19 protein-coding genes are annotated in these 20,270 nt (G+C 63.2%); 10 read left to right on the plus strand and 9 right to left on the minus strand.

What is annotated here, in order from left to right; translation table 11 throughout:
• Positions 1 to 218: 218 nt before the first annotated feature.
• Entirely contained in the window at positions 219 to 2,963 is a 2,745-nt protein-coding gene (locus F1542_RS00065; RefSeq protein WP_193731215.1) for a DUF4175 domain-containing protein, read from the minus strand.
• Positions 2,960 to 4,330, minus strand: coding sequence for a diaminopimelate decarboxylase (lysA, locus tag F1542_RS00070; RefSeq protein ID WP_193731216.1), 1,371 nt, complete (start codon positions 4,328 to 4,330; stop codon positions 2,960 to 2,962). Before lysA ends, F1542_RS00065 begins: the two co-directional genes overlap by 4 nt.
• A 77-nt stretch (positions 4,331 to 4,407) precedes the next feature.
• Between lysA and F1542_RS00075 the strand changes: the two genes are divergently transcribed.
• The gene (locus F1542_RS00075; protein ID WP_193731217.1) at positions 4,408 to 4,827 is read left to right on the plus strand and encodes a cytidine deaminase; all 420 of its coding nucleotides are present in this window, start codon (positions 4,408 to 4,410) and stop codon (positions 4,825 to 4,827) included.
• On the opposite strand, the gene F1542_RS00080 is transcribed toward F1542_RS00075, so the two are convergent.
• Both F1542_RS00080 and argH read right to left on the minus strand, forming a co-directional pair.
• Entirely contained in the window at positions 4,806 to 4,967 is a 162-nt protein-coding gene (locus tag F1542_RS00080; protein ID WP_193731218.1) for a hypothetical protein, read from the minus strand. The two genes, F1542_RS00075 and F1542_RS00080, sit on opposite strands and share 22 nt — an antisense overlap.
• On the minus strand, positions 4,964 to 6,403 hold the full coding sequence (argH, locus tag F1542_RS00085) for an argininosuccinate lyase (RefSeq protein ID WP_193731219.1): 1,440 nt from the start codon (positions 6,401 to 6,403) through the stop codon (positions 4,964 to 4,966). The genes F1542_RS00080 and argH overlap by 4 nt, the downstream gene beginning before the upstream one ends.
• Positions 6,404 to 6,624: 221 nt before the next feature.
• Between argH and F1542_RS00090 the strand changes: the two genes are divergently transcribed.
• The 9 genes from F1542_RS00090 (at position 6,625) to F1542_RS00130 (ending at position 15,559) form a co-directional block, all read left to right on the plus strand.
• Positions 6,625 to 7,443, plus strand: a complete 819-nt coding sequence (locus F1542_RS00090) for an N-formylglutamate amidohydrolase (protein WP_193731220.1) — start codon at positions 6,625 to 6,627, stop codon at positions 7,441 to 7,443.
• Between the two features lie 51 nt (positions 7,444 to 7,494).
• On the plus strand, positions 7,495 to 8,370 hold the full coding sequence (locus F1542_RS00095; RefSeq protein ID WP_193731221.1) for a shikimate dehydrogenase: 876 nt from the start codon (positions 7,495 to 7,497) through the stop codon (positions 8,368 to 8,370).
• 12 nt (positions 8,371 to 8,382) lie between these two features.
• Positions 8,383 to 9,012: a dephospho-CoA kinase gene (gene coaE, locus F1542_RS00100; RefSeq protein ID WP_193731222.1), complete on the plus strand. Its 630-nt coding sequence runs from the start codon at positions 8,383 to 8,385 to the stop codon at positions 9,010 to 9,012.
• Complete coding sequence (gene dnaQ / locus F1542_RS00105) at positions 9,009 to 9,689, plus strand: DNA polymerase III subunit epsilon (RefSeq protein ID WP_193731223.1); 681 nt, start codon at positions 9,009 to 9,011, stop codon at positions 9,687 to 9,689. Before coaE ends, dnaQ begins: the two co-directional genes overlap by 4 nt.
• Positions 9,690 to 9,786: 97 nt before the next feature.
• Positions 9,787 to 12,132, plus strand: a complete 2,346-nt coding sequence (locus F1542_RS00110) for an adenylate/guanylate cyclase domain-containing protein (protein WP_193731224.1) — start codon at positions 9,787 to 9,789, stop codon at positions 12,130 to 12,132.
• Entirely contained in the window at positions 12,129 to 13,019 is an 891-nt protein-coding gene (locus F1542_RS00115) for an ABC transporter permease (protein WP_193731225.1), read from the plus strand. The genes F1542_RS00110 and F1542_RS00115 overlap by 4 nt, the downstream gene beginning before the upstream one ends.
• A gap of 1 nt (position 13,020) precedes the next feature.
• Positions 13,021 to 13,716, plus strand: coding sequence for an ABC transporter ATP-binding protein (locus tag F1542_RS00120; RefSeq protein ID WP_193731226.1), 696 nt, complete (start codon positions 13,021 to 13,023; stop codon positions 13,714 to 13,716).
• Entirely contained in the window at positions 13,716 to 14,669 is a 954-nt protein-coding gene (locus F1542_RS00125) for an MlaD family protein (protein ID WP_193731227.1), read from the plus strand. The genes F1542_RS00120 and F1542_RS00125 overlap by 1 nt, the downstream gene beginning before the upstream one ends.
• Positions 14,666 to 15,559 carry a hypothetical protein gene (locus F1542_RS00130; RefSeq protein ID WP_193731228.1) on the plus strand — a complete coding sequence of 298 codons (894 nt, stop codon included), beginning with the start codon at positions 14,666 to 14,668 and terminating at the stop codon, positions 15,557 to 15,559. Before F1542_RS00125 ends, F1542_RS00130 begins: the two co-directional genes overlap by 4 nt.
• Positions 15,560 to 15,696: 137 nt before the next feature.
• On the opposite strand, the gene F1542_RS00135 is transcribed toward F1542_RS00130, so the two are convergent.
• The 5 genes from F1542_RS00135 to bioB all read right to left on the minus strand — a co-directional run bounded on the left by F1542_RS00135 (position 15,697) and on the right by bioB (position 20,186).
• Positions 15,697 to 17,154 (minus strand): SulP family inorganic anion transporter, encoded by a 1,458-nt coding sequence (locus tag F1542_RS00135; RefSeq protein WP_193731229.1) that lies wholly within the window; start codon positions 17,152 to 17,154, stop codon positions 15,697 to 15,699.
• Between the two features lie 34 nt (positions 17,155 to 17,188).
• Positions 17,189 to 17,716, minus strand: coding sequence for a 6-carboxytetrahydropterin synthase (locus tag F1542_RS00140; RefSeq protein WP_193731230.1), 528 nt, complete (start codon positions 17,714 to 17,716; stop codon positions 17,189 to 17,191).
• Entirely contained in the window at positions 17,709 to 18,446 is a 738-nt protein-coding gene (gene queC / locus F1542_RS00145; RefSeq protein WP_193731231.1) for a 7-cyano-7-deazaguanine synthase QueC, read from the minus strand. The genes F1542_RS00140 and queC overlap by 8 nt, the downstream gene beginning before the upstream one ends.
• A gap of 1 nt (position 18,447) precedes the next feature.
• The gene (gene queE, locus F1542_RS00150) at positions 18,448 to 19,083 is read right to left on the minus strand and encodes a 7-carboxy-7-deazaguanine synthase (protein ID WP_193731232.1); all 636 of its coding nucleotides are present in this window, start codon (positions 19,081 to 19,083) and stop codon (positions 18,448 to 18,450) included.
• Between the two features lie 86 nt (positions 19,084 to 19,169).
• On the minus strand, positions 19,170 to 20,186 hold the full coding sequence (bioB, locus tag F1542_RS00155) for a biotin synthase BioB (protein WP_193731233.1): 1,017 nt from the start codon (positions 20,184 to 20,186) through the stop codon (positions 19,170 to 19,172).
• Positions 20,187 to 20,270: the final 84 nt, after the last annotated feature.

Genomic DNA, 20,270 nt, shown 5'->3' on the forward strand with positions numbered 1-20,270 from the left:
GCCATGCAGACTGGATGATTGTCGGGTAAGGGGGCGCCAACGACGCCCTGATGCCGCAAAACGACATTCCACGCCTTGGCAGGTAATCCATGCGCGGCACCGCAGCGGGCAGACGTCTGTGTAGGCCATTTTTTTCAAAAGGACGGGGACTTCCTGAAGCTTTTTGAAAAAAGCTTTCCCAAAAACTTCTTATGAAATTCCTGAACGTCGCGACCGCATCAGAAGGCACGAAGCAGGCGGTCGAGGTATTCCAGTTCTTCTGGCGGCCGGGTGCGGTCGGCATCGCGGCGGCGCAGTTCCTGTTCAATCTCGCGCGCGCGTTCGCGGCTGGCGTTGTCGGGTACGTGGGTATCATTGTCCATGCCTGCATGGGTGCCGTCGGTCTTGCGGCCCAGCGGGTCACGATCACCCTTGCCTTCGGCCTGCTGTTCGGTGTCGTCATCGTCATCCTGACCGCCCGGCTGGTTGCCACCGCTGCCATGGCTGCCCTTGCCATTATCCTGCGACAGCATGGGTAGGAATATGGTCATACCGCCATGCGCACTCTGGCTGCGCATGGACTGGCGCATCTGCTGGTCGCCCTGCTGCAGGTCAGCCAGAACCTTTTTTTCGGCTGCCGCCGCATCGGGGTCCTTGCCCGCGCCAAGGGCCGCGCGCACGGCCTTCATGTCTGTCTGCGCCTTGTCCAGTGCAGGCATGTCCTTGCCGCTGGCCTGTTTGAATTCACGCTGAAGTTCATGCAGTGCGCGCGACAGGGCGTGCTGTACGGCCCGGTCGGCATGCTGTTGCGCCGTGTGGGCTTCGGGCGTCATGCTTTCCGGCGGTGGGGGTGTTGCCGCCTGCGGCTGCGGCGCGCTGCCCGACGGCGTAATGCCAAGCTGGCGCAGCAGGTCGGCGGTGGACATGGATGACAGGTCACTTCCATCTTCATCCATGTCGGTCTGGCGGCTGGCGGCGTCACGTTCCTGCTGGCGCTGGGCCTGGTCCATGCGTGACTGCACATGGTCCAGAAGCTGGGACTCGCGACTGACCAGATCGCGCAGCGCGCGGCGCAGTTCCTTCGCCTGCTGGCGGGCCTGCATCTGCTGGGCCAGCTGCATCATGTCCTGCGGGGTGGCGTTGCGTATGCCGTTGGTCATGTCCTCCATCTGTTGCAGCTTCTGCATGGCATCGGCATCGCGGCCATTGGCCGCGTCCTCCTGCAGCTGCTGCATCATCCGGGCCATGTTCTGTTCGCCGCGCGATGTCATTTCGGGGATGGCTGGAATGGCGGAATGATCACGCATGGCCTGTTGCGTCAGCGCCTGCATCTTGCGCGAAATCGCGTCCTTCAGCGCCTGCATGCGGTGCTGCAGTTCGGCCTGCTGCTCCGCTCCCTGACCCTTTGCGCCCATTTCGCGCATGTGCTCCAGCTGTTCCCGCACGGCGTCCTGCGCGGCCTGCACGCCAAAATCGGCCTGTTCGTTATCTATGTCGCGGCGGTTGTGTTCGATATCCAGCGCAAGGAACCACAGCCGTCCGGTAGCCTGTGTAATGGCGTAATCATCCGTGACGTCGTCAGCATCCCCCAGCACGGCGGCAACACTGGTCAGCGCCAGCAACAGGCCGACATGATGGGTCAGCATGGTGTCGGCCTGACCCAACGCCAGCAGTTCGCGCGCTGCCTGCGCGCGGTTTTCGCGGTGCAGGGCCACACGCTTGCGGATATCCAGCACCGCCTTGGCCAACGGGTTGTTGAAAGGCCGTGCCCCCATGCGCAACCGGACCGGGGCAGAGGTCGCGGTCATGCCGCTGGTGCTGGTGGCAACCAGGCGGGCGCTCACGTCTTCCCCCGCCCACGGGTTTTGTGACAGGTCGGGGGTTGCCACGTCATCCGCCACGCGCGGGTGGCCGTTCAGCGGGATCGGAACAGTCAGGACATCGCGTGGGCTGTCCGGCATGACCAGTTCCGCATGCATTGATGCGATGCCGTATGGCTGTGCCACGTGATAGGGCAGGCGGGTGCGCCATTCACCTTCATGGCTGCCCGGATCCTTGCCCCATGCGATCTCTGGCGCGGGGTTGGGTGTGACGTTCAGTGTCCATTGCCCCAGCGTGCGCCCGCGACCGCGCAGGCGCAGCGTGCCGCTGGCCAGAAGGGTGGCCTGTGCATTCCAGCTGGCATTGCCCAGGGCGCGAAAATCATGCGGGCCGATGGCGGGCTGCGGTCCGCTGGCATGCATGCGCAGGGCGGGACGGCCATTCAGCCCGTTCAGCGTGATGGCCAGCTGCGCGCCAGCGGGAACGGTCGCACTGGTATGCGTCGCATCAAGGAAGACCGGCGCGCCGGGCGCATAGTCGGGCATGGTGATCCATGCATTGATCTGTGGGGCAGGGGTATCGGCATCATCCATGCCGGGCAGGAACGCCGCCGTTACCCGGCTTGCGGCATGATTGCCCGTCCACATCATGCCACCCGCCAGCAGCACGGCAAGGACCGGTGTGGCCGCCCACCATGTAGCGCCCTTCAGGCGGGGGTGCGGCCACCCGCCCCGCAGGCGGCCCAGCGCCGCCGCGGTGCGGTGCAGGTGGGCCTGCCACAGATAGGTGATTTCAGGCGTGGGGGCATTGGCGGGCCGGTCATGCAGCGTGCGCAGCGGCTGCCCGGTCAGGCCTGACGCCTGTTCCACCCGGCGGTCGGTTTCGGATGCGGTGGGGGCATGGATGCCACGCCACTGCCGCCATGTGGCATAGGCCGTTCCACCCGCAATGCCGGCCAGAAGGACGGCATGCAGGCTGTCGGGCATATACTGGGGCAGGCGCACAAGCCCCAGCAGTGCAATACCCATGGTCGCGTCAGCCGTAGGGAGCATGAGCGGCCACAGCTGTTCCACCCATAGGGCGCGACGCGCCTGCTGGCGTGCGCGGGCCAGGCGTTGCGGCAGGCTGCCGCCGGGCTGGGGAATGTCCTGCCCGGCTGTCATAGGCCTCCGCCAGCGGGGAGAAGGGTATTCTCCACCCAGTCGGGAATGCGGTCGGCAGTCCACAGGTCTTCAACCTGCTGGCGTTCGCGGATGACGGACCAGCGCGCACCGTCCACCATGACCTGCGCCGCAAGCGGACGGGCGTTGTAGGTGGAACTCATGACCATGCCATAGGCCCCGCAATCCAGCAGCGCCAGACGCGCCCCCGCCTCCATATGCGGCAGGGTGCGGTCATGGCCGAAGGTATCGCCGCTTTCACAGACCGGCCCCACCACATGCACCTGTTCCGTGGGGGCGGCAGCGATTCCGGCGGAAAGCGGAATGATGCCATGCCACGCGTCATACAGGCTGGGGCGCATGAGGTCATTCATCGCGGCATCCAGCACAAGGAACGGCGGCATGCCATCATATCCCTGCTTGCGCAGGATCACGGTGGACAGCAGCACACCGGCGGGACCGGCCAGCCAGCGTCCCGGCTCAACAGCCAGCCGCGTACCCAGATCACCCAGTTCCGCATGAATGGCGGCGGCAAGGGCTTCGGGTGCGCCTTCGGTTTCATCACGGTAGGAAATACCCAGTCCCCCGCCGCAATCCAGTGCCTCGACCGCCAGTCCACGCGCGCGGATGGCCCGCACAAGGTCGGCAAGTCTGGCATAGGCGGTACGGTAGGGCTGCATGCGTACGATCTGGCTGCCGATATGCATTGCCAGCCCGACGGGCCGGATACCCGGTAAAGTGGCGGCGCGGGCATAAAGTTCAACCGCGCGGTCATAGGGAATGCCGAATTTGTTGGTGGCGAGGCCGGTAGTGATCTTGGCATGGGTGCCGGCATCGACGTCGGGATTGATGCGCAGGGCGATGCGCGCCTCCAGCCCTTCGGCTTCCGCTACGGCGGAGAGGAGTTCAAGTTCCTCCGCGCTTTCGACATTGATCTGCGCAATGCCCGCCTGCAGGGCGAGGCGCATTTCCTCAAGGCTCTTGCCGACGCCGGAAAAGACGATCTTTTCCGCCGGGATGCCCGCCATCATGGCGCGACGCAGTTCGCCGCCACTGACCACGTCCGCCCCGGCCCCTTCGGCCGCCAGCACGCGCAGTACCGCCAGATGGTCATTGGCCTTGACGGCGAAGTGAATGGAAACCGGCCGGTCTGTTGCGGCAAGGGCCGTGGCAAGCCTGCGGTAGCGTGCGCGCAGCGTGCCGGCACTTATGACCCATGTGGGCGTGCCAAGCGCGTCGGCAATGGCGTTAAGGGGCACGTCTTCCAGCACAAGTCCGTCCATGGCATGCATGGATAGCGCCGGACGGACCGCCAGAAGGGCGGCAACGGATGGATCCTGTCCGGGACAGGTAGGGGAAGCATCAGCCATGATGTGCGCACGATACCGCCTTGCCCCGTCGCTTCCAAGGTGCTTGACGCAGGAAAGAACAGGAAGGACAGACCGGTATGAACAATGACCCCCTGGTTCAGGCTGCCATTGACGTGCGCCTGCGGGCATATGCGCCGTATTCACGCTTTCAGGTCGGCGCGGCGGTAGAGATGGCGGATGGCCGGATATTCGCCGGATGCAATGTTGAAAACGCGGCCTATCCCGAGGGCACCTGCGCCGAAGCCGGGGCCATCGCCGCCATGGTGGCGCAGGGTGGGCGCCAGATCCATCGCATCGTGGTATGCGGGGGCACGGATGCCCCATGCACGCCATGTGGGGGATGCAGGCAGAAAATCAGGGAATTCGCCCCCCCTGAAACGCCTGTCACCATGGTTTCAGCCGGGGGGACGGTCCTGCTGGTCCGCACGCTGGCGGACCTGCTGCCCGACAGTTTCGGGCCGGACAGTCTGACCCGTCAGCGATCGGGGCTGGGATAGGTCGTGTAATAGGCCCGGGAATTGGAAGGCTGGCGTGGGGAGCCAATGCGGCCGCATGCCCCCAGCGAGGAAGCGATGACCAGGCCCGCCAGCGTCAGCAGCATGATGGCGCGCCCGCGCCGGGAAGGGTGAATGTTCATTTGCCGCTTTCTCCTGTCCCCAGCGTATCCAGCCAGCGCGCGGCCTGCGCGCGTACGTTCTTCGCCGCCGTGCCGCCGTGGCTGGTGCGCGAGGCGATGGAGGAATCGACATCCAGCACCGTGAAGATGTCGGCGGTGATGCCCGGCTCCTCCGCCTGCATGTCCTCCAGCGTCAGGTCGGCCAGACCCACGCCCTTCGCCTCTGCCTTGCCAACCAGGCGGCCGGTGACATGGTGGGCGGTGCGGAAGGGGACCTTCAGCACCCGCACCAGCCAGTCCGCAAGGTCGGTGGCGGTGGAAAAACCGGACCCGGCATAGGCGCGCATCTGCCCCGCATTGACGCTGAGGTCGCGGATCATGCCATCCATCGCCGCAAGGCTGAGTGCCGCGGCATCGGTCGCGGCGAATACGGGTTCCTTGTCTTCCTGCATGTCCTTGGCATAGGCCAGCGGCAGTCCCTTCATTACCGTCAGCAGCCCCACCAGCGCGCCGGTAATGCGGCCGCCCTTGGCGCGGACCAGTTCGGCCGCGTCCGGGTTGCGCTTCTGCGGCATGATGGACGAACCGGTGGTGAACGCATCAGACAGGCGGATGAAGGAGAAGGGGGCTGAACACCAGATCACGATCTCTTCCGCCAGCCGTGACAGATGGACGGCCATGATGGACAGCGCGGACAGGTATTCCAGCGCGAAATCACGGTCCGACACGGCATCGAGCGAATTGGCGGTGGGGCGGTCGAAGCCCAGCGCTCCTGCCGTCATGTCCCGGTCGATGGGAAAGGACGTGCCCGCAAGTGCGGCCGACCCCAGCGGCGATTCATTGAGCCTGCGCCGCGCATCCGCCAGCCTGCCCCGGTCACGGGACAGCATTTCCACATAGGCCATCAGGTGGTGCCCAAATGTCACGGGCTGCGCGGTCTGCAGATGGGTGAAGCCCGGCATGGGGGTATCGGCATGCTCCGCCGCCCGCCGCGCCAGCGCGCGCATGAGGGACGCCGCCTGCTGGTCCAGTCCGTCGATCGCGTCACGCACCCACAGGCGGAAATCGGTCGCCACCTGGTCATTGCGCGACCGTGCGGTGTGCAGGCGCTTGCCTGCCTCGCCAATCCGGTCGGACAGGCGGGCTTCGATATTCATGTGAATATCTTCAAGTGCGGTGCTGAATTCAAAGGTGCCAGCCGCGATTTCCTGCCCGATCTGGTCCAGCCCATCGGTAATGGCGCGGGCATCCGCGTCGGAAATGATGCCGGTTTTCGCCAGCATGGCGGCATGGGCCTTCGACCCCGCGATATCCTGCCGCCACAGGGCCTTGTCAAAACCGATCGAGGCATTGATGTCCTGCATGATCGCCGCCGGCCCCCCGGCAAAGCGTCCGCCCCATTGTGCGTTCGCCTTCTGCGCGTCCTGATCCGTCAGCGTTTTTGCGTTCCCCGGCATCCTGTGTTCCAGCTACCCCAAGTGTGAAAAGGATTGTGTCTGATACGTCGTGGCATAATGCCATCACATGCCGCGCACCCTACCCATCTGCCGCTGCAGATACAATCGTTCCCGTGCCCCTGCGGCCGCCATATGGCGGGTTATGCGGAGGGTCTTTTACTCAGGCAGCGGGATCTGTAATATCGGGTGCAACCCGCCCATGGCACAGGATGTCCCGCACAATGCAGCATACAGCCCTTGCGCAGGAGCCGTTACGGTTGCTGACGCAGGATGATCCGGCTCCCTTCATCCAGCACGGCAGGTCCGCGCTGGATGGCGTCATGCCGCCGCCCGGCCTGCCATTCGTGCTGGTCAGCGACCATGCGGGCCGCAGCCTGCCCTCCACGCTGGGGGACATGGGGGTCAGTGCCGCCGATCATGCCCGCCATATCGCCTGTGACCTGGGCATGGCCGAAACCGGGCGGATGCTGGCGCGAAACCTGGACTGCGTGCTGATTGAACAGGCCTATTCCCGGCTGGTGATCGATTGCAACCGTGCACCGGGGCACCCGACTTCCATTGTGCGCGAAAGTGACGGGACGCGCGTTCCGGCCAATATCGACATCACGGCGGCGGAAGAAGGCAGGCGGGTGGAGGAAATCTTCCTGCCCTACCATGACCGGATCAGCCGGGAAATCTCGACACGGCTTGAGGCCGGGCTGCCTGTCGTGCTGGTATCCCTGCACAGCTTTACCGACCGTATGAACGGCATGGTCCGGCCATGGCATACGGGCGTTCTGCATAACCGCAACCCCGCTTTCGGCCTGCGGGTGCGTGACCTGCTGGCGACCGAAGACGGGCTGGTGGTCGGCAGCAACGAACCCTATGCCCTGACGGATGTCAGTGACTATACCGTGCCTGTCCATGCCGAAGGACGCGGCGTGCCCTATCTGGAAATCGAGATACGTCAGGACCTGATTGCAACGGAACAGGGGCAGGCGGAATGGGCCGGAAGGCTTGCGCGCGTCCTGCCACAGGCATGGGAAGATTTCAGGCACTAGCGGTCCCCGTACACGCCTGACAAACACACCGCATCTGATGGATTGAAGACAATGGAACGCAGGCCACGCATTGACGGCCATACCCTGCTGGCCGGGGTGATCGGCTGGCCGGTGGCGCATTCGCGCTCGCCGCTCATGCATAATTTCTGGCTGGAACAGCGCGGGATCAACGGGGCGTATGTGCCCCTGCCGGTGGCGCCGGGTTCGTTTGATGTCGCGGTCCGGGGCCTTCAGGCAGCGGGTTTCCGTGGCGTAAACGTGACCATTCCGCATAAGGAATCGGCCTACCGGATTGTGGAGGAACACGGCCGGCTGGACCGTTCGGCACGGCGTTCGGGGTCAGTCAACACGCTGGTCTTTGCACCCGATGGGCAGATCGAGGGCTATTCCACCGATGGCGATGGATTCGTGGCCAATGTGGAAGCGCATGGAATCCCTGTCACAGGTGGCCGTGCCCTGCTGCTGGGGGCCGGTGGGGCAGCGCGCGCCATCGCCGCAAGCCTGCTGGACCGCGGGGTTTCTGTCGTGGTGGCCAACCGCACCCGTGCACGGGCCGATGCGCTGGCCGCGTCCCTGTCGGGTATCACGGTCGTTGACTGGGCGGATGCGGGCAGCGTGCTGCCGTCGTGCCAGTTTCTGGTCAATACCACCTCCATCGGCATGGATGGGGGAGCGTATGCCGCTTTCCCGCTGGATCTGGCGCGGGCGGATTCCGGTCTGGCCGTGTGCGACATTGTCTATGTGCCGCGCCAGACCGGATTGCTCAGGCATGCCGCCAGCCATGGGCTGCGCACGGTCGATGGCCTGGGCATGCTGATCCATCAGGCCGGGCTGGGATTTGAAAAATGGTTTGGGGCAACCCCGGATATCGGCCCTGCGGTCGAGGCCCTGCTTGATGCGGACCTGCATCGCGCGCATGCCGACTGAACGGGGTTTTCCATGCGCATACTGGGACTGACCGGCGGGATCGGCATGGGCAAGTCCACGACGGCGGCCCTGCTGCAGCGCGCGGGCATACGGCTGTTCGATGCCGACGCCACCGTCGCGGCCCTGCAGGGGCCGCATGGGGCCGCGCTGCCCGCCATCGGGCGGCTGGTTCCCGGTTCGGTGCGTGATGGCGTACTGGATCGCGCGGTGTTGCGGCAGGCGGCACTGTCCAACCCCACCATCATGCAGGGGCTGGAGGCAATCATCCACCCACTGGTGCGTCAGGCGCGCGAGCGTTTCGTGCAGCGTGCCCGGCGTGACGGGTGCCGGTGGGTCGTGCTGGATATCCCGCTTCTGTTTGAAACCGGGGCGCAGCGCATATGCGACCGGGTGGTGGTGGTCAGTGCGCCCGCGTCCATGCAGCGCCAGCGCGTGTTGCGACGTGGGCGGATGACACCGGCCCAGATCGATGCCGTCATTGCCCGGCAGATGCCCGATGCCGTAAGGCGGCGACGGGCCGATGTGATTATCGAAACCGGCCTGTCACGCCATGAAACAGTGCGACAGGTCAGGCGTTTGCTGCATGCAATGCGCGCGGGAAGTCCAGCCGCATGGGCTGCGGCCAGGGGAAAAGCTGCATGAAACGCACCATCCTGTTTGATACGGAAACCACTGGCCTTGATCCGCTGAAGGGGGACCGCGTCATTGAAATCGCAGCCCTTGAACTGGTTGGTGACCTGCCCACCGGGCGCAGTTTCCGTGTCCTGATCGACCCTGAGCGCGATGTACCCGAAGAGGCGTCGCGCGTGCATGGATTTACCCGCGCGGATCTGGAAGGAAAGCCGAAATTCGCGCAGGTTGCCCCTGAATTCCTTGAATTCATCGGCAATGATCCCCTGATCGCGCATAATGCCCGTTTCGATTTCGGCTTCCTGAACGCGGAACTGGCGCGTGCGCGGTTGCCCGAACTGGATATGGGGCGCATGGTCGATACGCTGGATATGGCGCGTGAGCGTTTTCCCGGCATGCCCAACAGCCTTGATGCGCTGTGCCGCCGTTTTTCCATCGACCTGTCAGAACGCACGACCCATAACGCGCTGCTGGACTGTCGGCTGCTGGCCGCGGTCTATCTGGAACTGACCGGGGGCAGGCAGCGCGGGCTGAGCCTGTCGGTGGATGAAGGTGGCGGCGGCATCGCAACCTATACCTATGTGCGGCCAGCCGGGCATGTCAGTGTACGCGTCAGGCCCGATGCGGCGGAACTGGAAGCCCATCAGGGCTTTGTCAGCCGCCTGTCCGACCCGTTGTGGCTGGGCTGAATGGGCGGTATGTAACAAAGGGAGTGGTCCCGGTGGTACGTTTGGGCTAGTCTGTTTTCATTAGCCGTACCTGATTGTATTGAACAGGAAGAGAGCATTGTCCACGGACGAGATTGTCGATCCCACGATTGCCCCTTCCGACCAGTTCCGGCGCTTCCTTTATCATATCGGCATTCCCGTGGCCGGTGTGGTTTCGGTCATCGCCGTCATCGCCGGGGTGGGGTGGCATTCCTACCGGACCGTCCGGACCGGTGCGCTGACCCTGACGCATGACCTGCTGGTCAGCCAGCAGGATTATGTCGCCAAGGAAGTCAGTTCCTTCCTCATGCCCGCCTCCGCCGGGGCGATCGTGGCCCGCGACATGCTCGAACATGGCGCGCCAGCGGTCGAGCAGAAGATCTTCAACGGCTACAGCAGCACCATGATGCGGAATGTTCCGCAGATCCAGTCCTTCTACATTGCCGACAGCGATGGCAATTTCAGTACGCTGGAACATGGGGAAAAGCCGGGTCAGACCGCGCTGACCACCCTGCATGACGTGGGAACGCCCAAGGCCATTTTCACACATGAACTGCGTGACGATAATGGCAAGCTGCTCAAACAGTGGCAGACCCCGGCGGGTACGTATGACCCCCGTGGGCATGGATGGTTTGCCGATACGGTCAAGGCCGGACAGGAAGTCTGGACCCGTCCCTACATGGTGGAGGTGACCAAGCAGGTCACCATCACGGCGGCGGTGCCGTACAAGGGCAGTGATGACAAGACGTATGTCTATGCCATCAACATGTCCCTCAACCATCTCAACAATTTTCTCAATTCGCTGAAAATTGGTGAAAGCGGCACCGCAATCCTGCTGGATCAGGACGAACATGTCGTTGCCGGCCACGGCATGCAGGAAACGCAGGCCAAGGCGCATGGCGACCCGTCCAGGATGACGCTGGACCCGGAAAAATTCCCGGTCATGACCAAGGCATTCGATGAATATCGCGTTCATGGCTACGGCGCGCGTACCGTCACCGTGAAGGGACGGCGGTATGTGACCATCACCGCCAACCTGCCGGTGGGCAAGGATAGCTGGGTGCTGTTGATGGTCGCGCCCGAAGACGATTTTTCGCGCTTCGCCATGGCGGATGGACGGCAGAACCTGCTGTTTTTCGTTCTGGTCGTGGTCATGGCGCTGGGCTTTGGGCTGCTGCTGTTCCTGCAGGCGCGACGCGGGGACCGCCTGCGCAACCAGATTTCCCAGACGCGGGCCGTCGCCAATTACGAAAGCCATGCCCTGCAGTCGGTCGCGACCTATCCCGATCTGTTCAATCCGGAAGACAACGCCCTTGTTCTGACCGAGACGCTGGCTGACCAGTCCCATGCCCGCCGGGCGGCGATATGGCGGATCCTGCACGACGGGCATACGCTCATGTGCATCGATTCCTATGACCGGCAGCAGGATGTGCATTCCGGTGGGTTCGAGATGTCCACAACGGACCTCAAGAGCTTTTTTGACGCCGTTTCCCATGGTGACGCACTGGTCGTCACCGATGCCTCCACCGATGACCGCACCACGGCGTTCTACCGTGTGTATATGCGTGCCTTTGGCAGTAAATCCCTGTTCTGCAATCCGATTCTGGGCAGTAGCGGCCCGGTTGGCGTCATCACGCTGGAAGATGCGCCACGGGCGGAAATGGTCTATCATTTCGTGGACATGATCGCCGGTGTTGCGGCGGCCCGCTTCTCCGCCCAGCATTATACGGCCGTGGCTGCGGCACGGGAGGAACTGGAATCGGAGCCTCCCCAGGGCAGCGAGGGACCCGAAGATACCAGCCAGGGCTTCCTGCTGGCCCCCGGCGCGCTGTCCATCAACGGACAGCCAAGCGCAACGGACCTGAGCCAGTTGGAAGGGTTCTACCCTGCCGTTACCATCATGGTCATCAGCCTGTCCGACATGATCATGACGGCCCAGAATGACCCTGCAGCCAACATCAAGCTGATTGATGATATGGCGATCGCGCTGCAGGATATCGCCCATCAATGCGGGCTGTATTCCATCCGCATGCTTGGCCATCGCGTCGTGTGTATTGCCGGGTGTTCGCGCACGCCGGACAAGACGGCGGTGTTCCACATGGCGAATGCGGCGCTCATGATGCGTGAAAACGTGCTGGCCATGCTGTCCAAGGCGGATCTGGATCCGGTTTTCCGCATTGGCATTGATGTCGGCCCGGTATTTGGCGGCATGCTGGGCAAGAACCCGCAGGCGTTCAACCTGTGGGGCGATGCCATGGGCATGGCCGAGATGATGGCGCAGGGCGCGCCGGATGTCGGCACGATCCAGGTATCGGAAAATGTCTATCAACGCCTGCGTCAGTACTTCCTGTTCCGCGAACGTGGCCGGTTCTTCATTCCCGGCATGGGGCTGACGCGCACCTATGTGCTGGCCGGACGGCGATGACCGATACGCCAACACCTGCCCCTGAACACGTGGCGCCGCAGGCCGACCCCATGGCCGGTCCCCAGCCGGACAATGGCGGTCGCCTGGTGCACCTGGTACGGCGTTTTGCGCCGTGGCTTGCGGCACTTGGGCGACTGACGCGGCATCAGGTCCGTTTTGCCCTGCTGGTGATTGGTGCCGGATGGGGGGCGATACGCGAAAGCATGCGCCCCAATTCATGGCGCAGGCCGGTTATCTATGAATTCCGCGCAACCCTGCGGCAGGTGGTCAGTGGCGGTTTCCTGAGTATCGTGATCACCGCGACGCTGACGGGCCTGATGGTGGTGTCACAGGCCGCGTACTGGCTGGGTTACGCCGGTATGGCGCAGATGACGGGGTCAATCCTTGTTTCCGTGCTGGTGCGTGAAATCTCGCCCATCCTGGTCGGTATCATCATCATGGGGCGCAGCGGCATGCTGTCGCTGACCGAAATCGGCATGATGGTACTTGGTGGGGAAGTGCGTGCACTGCAGGCGCGCGGCATTGATCCGTTCCTGGCGCTGGTCATGCCGCGTACGTTCGCCTTTACCCTGGGTGGCTTTACGCTGGGCATGATCTTTGCCGTCGTATCGCTGCTGATGGGGTTTGTGGTCGCGCATTCCACGGGGGCCATCACGTCTTCGGTCTGGACATTCTTTTTCAATGTCCTTGGTGCGATGACCACATGGGATTACCTGATCATTCCACTGAAATTCGTGCTGGTCGGTTTCTTTGTCGGGCTGGGGGCCTGTGTTTCGGGCCTGACCGTCAGCAGCAACGACACGATGGCCACCATCATGCCACGTGGCTTCGCACGTGGGATCATGCTGGTGCTGGTGGTCAATATCCTCTTCATGCTGGATTTCTGACATGACAGCCAACGCACCCCTGCTGGAACTGCGTAACGTCGTGCCGTCGTTCGAGGAAACCGGCCTCATGCCCGCGCCCTACAACCTGCGCATCATGCCCGGTGAATGCGCGGTGGTTGATTGCCGTGACTTTGAACGGGCTGCGATGTTTGCCGACCTGTGTTCCGGCATGGTGTCCCTGACGCAGGGTACTATCAGGTTCATGGGGCTGGACTGGGCTGCGCTGCGCGACCGGCAGCTCAATGCGCTGCGGGGGCGGATTGGCCGCATTTCGCGCAGCAGCAGCTGGCTCAACCTGTTTGGCACGCATCTCAACATCATGCTGCCGCACCTGTACCATACCACGGACCCGTTTGATAACGTGGTCCTGCGTGCCACTGAACTGGGGAACCGGTTTGGTTTTCCCGGCCTGCCAACATCCGCGCCCGACCGGCTGTCGGGCGCGGATCTGGCGCGGGCGGCCTGTGTGCGCGCGTTTATGGGGCGGCCGGATCTGCTGGTGCTGGAGGATATATCCGACACGCTGCCAGAGGAGAATATCCTGCCGTTTTTTGAAATGATGACCACGGCGCGGGATCGTGGCTGTGGCGTGTTATGGTTCGTCCGTTCCGCGGCGGCGTGGCATGAGTATCGCAAGGCGGTGAATATCCACATGCGCCTTCTTGACGAAGGTCTTTTTCCCATGCGGGTGGTGTAATGGTCCAGAAACAACAGTCAGACGGAATCCGGCAGCTTGTGCGTGTCCGTTACGCCGATGAATGGGTGGGGATCCTTGTCCTTGTGGCCCTTGTCATCCTGCTTGGCGCGGTGATCGAGGCAGGCGTGCTGCGTGACTGGCTGACGCCTGCGGGCAGGTTGCGGATCGTGCTGCCGGAAAACGGGGTCAGCGGCCTGTCCGTTGGTGACGACCTGGAGGTCATGGGCATCCATGCGGGCACCGTGCGGCGTGTGCGGATCAATCCATCGGGGGGCATGTACGCCATTGCCGAAATCGATCCCGACATCGAACCCTATATCCGTCGTGACAGCACGGCCATCATCCGCAAGCGTTTCGTGGTGGCTGGTGCCAGCTACATCGACATCTCACGCGGGACGGCGGAAAAGCTGGACTGGAGCTATGCGGTGCTGAGCGCCACAAACGCCCCCAACCCGGCTGACACCATTACCCAGACCTTCAGTGACATCCGTGATCGTGTCATTCCGGTTCTGGACAATGCCCAGCACATGATGGCGACGCTGGATGCCACCATTACGGACATGCATGCAGGCAAGGGCTCCATCGGGCGTCTCATGACCAATGATGACCTGATCCGGCAGGCTGAACAGATGATCACCAGCCTTAATGCCACCGTTTCACAGCTGACACCGATCGAAAAACAGCTTGCGGGTGTCATGGACAAGGCGAGTGCAAGCATGACCAACGTGCAGAAGGCCACGGGTGACCTGAGCAACGCGACACCGGCCATCACCCATAACCTGCAGGATGCCAGCCAGCAGCTGCCGGTACTTCTGGTGCAGGCGCAGACAACCGCTACCAGCCTGCAGAAGCTGGTCGATCAGATGCGCGGACTGTGGATACTGGGCGGTAATGGCAACAAGGCGGCAAAGCATGCCCATGCCCGCCTCCCGGCGCAGAAGGTGCAGCCATGAGCATGAAAAAGGAACACGTGGCCCTTGGCGTTGCCCTTGCGCTGGCGGGATGTGGCGGCGGGGGGCAGGCGGTTACCCAGCCGGGTGACACCACCCTGTCGCAGGACATGGATACCGCGAAGGATGCCGTGGGGCTTGAACGCCTCTCAGTGGCGGAACAGCAGTACCGGGCCGCAGGTCAGCGTGCCATCGCGCGCGATGATGTCACGGCCATCGGCGATGCGGGTTACAACCTGGCGACGGTGCAACTGGACGAGGGCAAGTCGCAGGATGCGCTGTCCACAGTGACCGCGACGCGTTCGGCCCTGGCGATGCGCGGCCAGACGGGAGATGATGCCGGTCTGGATCTGGTTCAGGCGGGCGCGCTGCACCGGCTGGGCCAGGATACCGAAGCCGCTGCTGCCGCATCACGCGCTGCAGGCGCGCAGGACACCGATATTGTCGAGAAAGCCCAGCTGATCCGCGGCCTGATTGCCGATGACAGCGGGGATCAGGCTACACTGGCCTCCGTTGATGCCTATTTTGCCAACCTGACCGGAAAGCTGCCGGATGGCTGGACGGCAGATGCAAAGGAAATTGCCGCCCGGAACCTGCTGGCCACGGGTGGCAGCACGCAGACCGCCATGCAGGACGCGATGCAGGCGGCGACCATTCGCCAGACGCAGGTGGATTACCGTGACATGGCCCGTGCCCTTGGGGTTGCCGCGCGTGCGGCCGACAAGGCGGGCAATACACAGGTGGCTGCCCAGCTTTACGCCCGTGCCAGCCAGAGCGCGCGACAGGCGGGTGACAAGACCGCCGCCGATCGCTGGGCAAAGCAGGCGGGCACGGCAACGGCCGCAGATCCTTTTGCCCTGCCCGTGACTACGACAACGGTAAAGAAAAAGTAGGGGTCATTTACCCGGCAGGCGCATCCGTTGCGTGTATCGGTTAATTAGTCAAAAGCTTCAAAAAAATGCCGCCTTTTTTGAAAAAAGGCGGCACCCAAAAGCGTTTATTCTTTCCCCGACAGATTGTTGAGGTCCGGTTATCCAGCCTGCAACCGCGTATGCTGGGCCAGAAGTCGGGTGCTGGCGCCATTCAGGCCGATCAGTTGCACGTCCATGCCCTGTGCCTCCATCTTGCCAATCAGTTCTTCCAGCATGCCGGCCGCCGTCATGTCCCATATATGGGCATGGGTCAGGTCGATCGTGACATGGCGGGCCGTATCATGCAGATCGAACGCATCGGCAAAACCGTCGGATGAGGCAAAGAAGACCTGCCCGTTCACGATATAGGTCCGTGTCTGGCCATCAGCCGAAAGCGTATTGCTGACCGACAGCATGCTGGAAACCTGAAACGCGAAGAACAGTCCGTTCAGCAGTACGCCCACGGCAACACCTGCTGCAAGATCATGCGTGCCCACGACAACCGCCACCGTCGCCAGCATGATGACACTGGTCGTGCGCGGATGATGGACAAGGTCACGCAGCGACGACCATGAAAACGTACTGGCCGAAACCATGATCATGATTGCCACAAGGGCCGCCACCGGCACCTGCGCCACCCATGGGCGCAGCGCCACCATAAGCAGCAGCAGGAAGGCACCCGCCACGAACGTGGACAGTCGCCCCCGTCCGCCATAGCGCAGGTTGCCCACCGTCTGTCCGATCATGCCGCAGCCCGCGATCCCGCCAAACAGGCCGACCGCGATATTGGCAATGCCCAGCCCCATGCATTCCTGCCGCTTGCTGCTGTGGGTTTCCGTCAGGTCATCCACCACGCGGGCCGTCATCATGGATTCCAGCACGCCCACGCTGGCCATGGCCAGCGCATAGGGGGCGATGATGTTGAATGTATCAAGCGAGAACGGCACGGCGGGCCAGACCAGATGCGGCAGGCTGTCGGGCAGGCGACCAAGGTCGGCCACCGTATGCAACGGCATGGGGCACAGGATCGACACCACGGTCAGCACAACAATGCAGATCAGGGGCGACGGGATGGCGGAAAAAAGCCGGGGCAGGGTATAGATGATCACCAGCCCCAGCGCGATCATGGCATAGGTATGCCATGTCACATGCAGCATATGCGGGACCTGCGCCGAAAAGATCAGGATGGCCAGCGCATTGACGAAGCCGGTCCGCACCGGACGCGAGACATAGCGCATCAGCACATGCAGGCGCAGGATGCCGAACACCACCTGCAACACCCCGCACAGCAGGGTCGCGGCCAGAAGGTACTGCACCCCATGGGCGCGCACCAGGGCGGCGGCAACCAGTGCGACCGACCCGGCCGCCCCGGATATCATGCCCGGCCTGCCGCCGGTAAAGGCAATCACCACGCTTATGACAAAGGACGCATAAAGTCCGACGGCGGGATCGACCCCCGCGACAAAGGAAAATGCAATGACTTCGGGAATCAGCGCAAACGTGCCGACCATGCCGGCCAGTGTGTCACGTGTGATGTTGCCGAACCATTCCTGACGGTAACGGGCGAGTGCAGACATGAAAAAGACGGGGCCTTTCGGGGCAGAAGGGTAATCAGGTATCGGAAATGGTCGTATCTGCCCGCCGCCACCAGCACTGCGGGGCGGGACGGGGCTGAGGCAGGACCGCTAGCGGGTCGCCACTGTAACGGACCGTGTTGGTGGGTGTTTCCTCGATTTCGATGCTGGCACAGGCCAGTACCCCGCCATCGGCGGCAAGAAAGGCGTTCAGCTTGGCCATGAGCAGGCAGGCCAGCAGTTCGGTCGTGGGATCGCCGGGTGTGACCAGTATGCGCCGCGCACGCCGTGGCTCGTTCCGGGCAAACCACGCAAGCAGCGGATCGTCTTCCGCCAGTTGCAGGGCATGATCGACATGGTTGTCGATAAAGCCATGCCAGACACCCTTTGCCCGCTGGAAGGGCATGACCATGTTGGTGTGGCCATCCAGTGCCGTGGGGTTCGTGGCGCGCAGGTGGGCGCGGATATATTCGTTATGGCCATGGGGCAGGGCGCAGCGTTCGCTCTCGCCCGCCAGCAGCCGGTGCGCCATGGAAAAGCGCCGGGTGAAAACCAGTTCAAACATGCTGGCGTGCCGCTACGTACTGCGCCCATCCCGCCTTGCGCAACTGGCAGGCGGGGCAGGTGCCGCAGCCATGTCCCCATGCATGCAGGGTGCCGCGTGTACCCATGTAGCAGCTATGGCTTTCGCGGTTGATCAGGCGGACAAGCGTGTCCCCACCCAACTGGTGGGCCAGTTCCCATGTCTGCGCCTTGTCGATCCACATCAATGGCGTGTGCAGCACGTAATGGGCATCCATGCCGAGGTTGAGCGTCACCTGCAGGGACTTGATCGTATCATCGCGGCAGTCAGGGTAGCCGGAATAATCCGTCTCGCACACGCCGGTCACGATATGGCGGATGTTGCGCCGCGCGGCCAGGGCTGCTGCAAAGGTCAGGAAAATCAGGTTGCGACCGGGCACGAATGTGTTGGGCAGGCCGTTTTCATTCATCGTGATTTCGGCTTCACGCGTCAGCGCCGTGTCCGATACCGTGCCAAGGGCGGCAAGGTCGAGCGTATGGTCCGCGCCCAGACGCTGGGCCCACAGGGCGTTTTCCGTAGCCATCCCGTCACGCAGGGTTGCGCGGCATTCCAGTTCAACCGCATGGCGCTGCCCATAATCGAAACCAAGCGTTTCCACCCGGCCAAAACGCGCCAGCGCCCATGCAAGGCAGGTGGCTGAATCCTGACCGCCGGAAAACAGGACCAGGGCAGCTTCGTTTTCAGGATGGGATGGGGGAGGGGGAGCGCGCATGTCAGGGTATCCCGATCAGCTTGTGGGTCTGCAATGACAGCCGCCATTGCGGGTGGTGCATGCAATACGTGACCGCATCGGCAGTGTTGCGGACGCGATTGGCATTGTCCATCGGCTGGAGCCAGAACTGCTGGAAATCAAGCCCGGCCACCTGATCGGGCAGCAGATCCGGCTGCGGATAGACCAGCTTCAGTTCATGTCCATGAGTCTGGACCAGTTCCGCCCCCGCCTTGGGGCTGACGCATATCCAGTCGATCCCGTCCGGCGCGGGCAGGGTGCCGTTGGTTTCCACCGCGATTTCAAAGCCGTGCGCATGAATTGCGGTCACCAGCGCATCATCCAGCTGCAACAGGGGTTCACCGCCGGTAAAGACGACAAAGGCAGCTTTTCTGTCTGGGCCCGGCCACTGGGCCGCAATGGCGTCGGCCAACTGCTCCGCATCAACAAAGCGACCGCCACCGGGGCCATCGGTGCCGATGAAATCCGTATCACAGAACCGGCAGGTGGCCCGGTCACGGTCGCGTTCCAGCCCCGACCACAGGTTGCACCCCGCAAACCGGCAGAATACCGCCGTACGGCCTGCCTGCGCGCCCTCACCCTGCAGGGTGGGGAAGATTTCCTTTACGGTATAGGACATGTTCCAGATTTCGTAATGCACGCGGCCGGAAAGGGCACCACGCGTGGGAACTGCCCCAGCCGGTCCCGCGCCCGGCTGCGTCGGGTTCAGCCCTGTTTGTGTGATGTATGCATGCCCAGCCGGTCAAGCAACTGCCGGTCACGCAGCGCTGCCGGATTGGGCGTGGTCAGCAGGCGTTCGCCATAGAAAATGGAATTGGCGCCAGCAAGGAAGCACAGCGTCTGGGCTTCATCGCTCATGTCCTCGCGGCCCGCGGCAAGACGCACGCGGCTGGCGGGCATGGTGATGCGGGCGGCGGCAATGGTGCGCACGAATTCGATCGGGTCAACAGCTGCGGCCCTGTCAGCCAGCGGGGTGCCTTCCACGCGCACCAGCATGTTGATCGGCACGCTTTCAGGGTGGCGGGGCAGGCTGGCCAGCGTCGCGATCATGCCCGCGCGGTCCGTGGTGTCCTCTCCCATGCCGACAATGCCGCCACAGCAGACATTGATCCCGGCATCGCGCACGTTTTCCAGCGTATCCAGCCGGTCCTGGAATGTGCGGGTGGAAATGATGTCGCCATAATATTCGGGCGATGTATCAATGTTGTGGTTGTAGTAATCCAGCCCTGCATCCTTGAGCTTATGCGCCTGATGGTTGTCGAGCATGCCCAGCGTCACACAGCTTTCCAGCCCCAGCGCCTTCACGCCCTCGACCATGGCGCACACGGTCTCCAGGTCATGTTCCTTGGGGCTGCGCCACGCGGCCCCCATGCAGAAGCGCGCGGCACCCGCGGCCTTGGCGGCGCGGGCTTCCTTCAGCACTTCTTCAACCGCCATAAGGCGGCTGGCCTGCACGCCGCCATCTTCATGCCTGGCGCTCTGCGGGCAATAGGCGCAGTCCTCGGGGCAACCGCCGGTCTTGATCGACAGCAGGGTGGAAATCTGCATTTCCGTGGGATCGAAACGGGCGCGATGCACCGTCTGCGCGCGATAGATCAGATCCGGGAAGGGCAGCGCCATAAGGGCCGCGACTTCGTCACGGGTCCAGTCTGTCCTTATGGGGGGCAGGCTGGTGGCCCCGGCGTGCATGGACAGGGTGTCCGGGCTGCTCCCATCGGGCATCGGTCTGGATCCTCTGGTGTCAGGTGGAAAACGTTCTCGGCTGTGCCATACAAAACCGGCGATGACCACACTTTTATTGTTATG

The sequence above is a fragment of the Komagataeibacter sp. FXV3 genome (assembly GCF_015155755.1).
Taxonomy (GTDB): Bacteria; Pseudomonadota; Alphaproteobacteria; order Acetobacterales; family Acetobacteraceae; genus Komagataeibacter.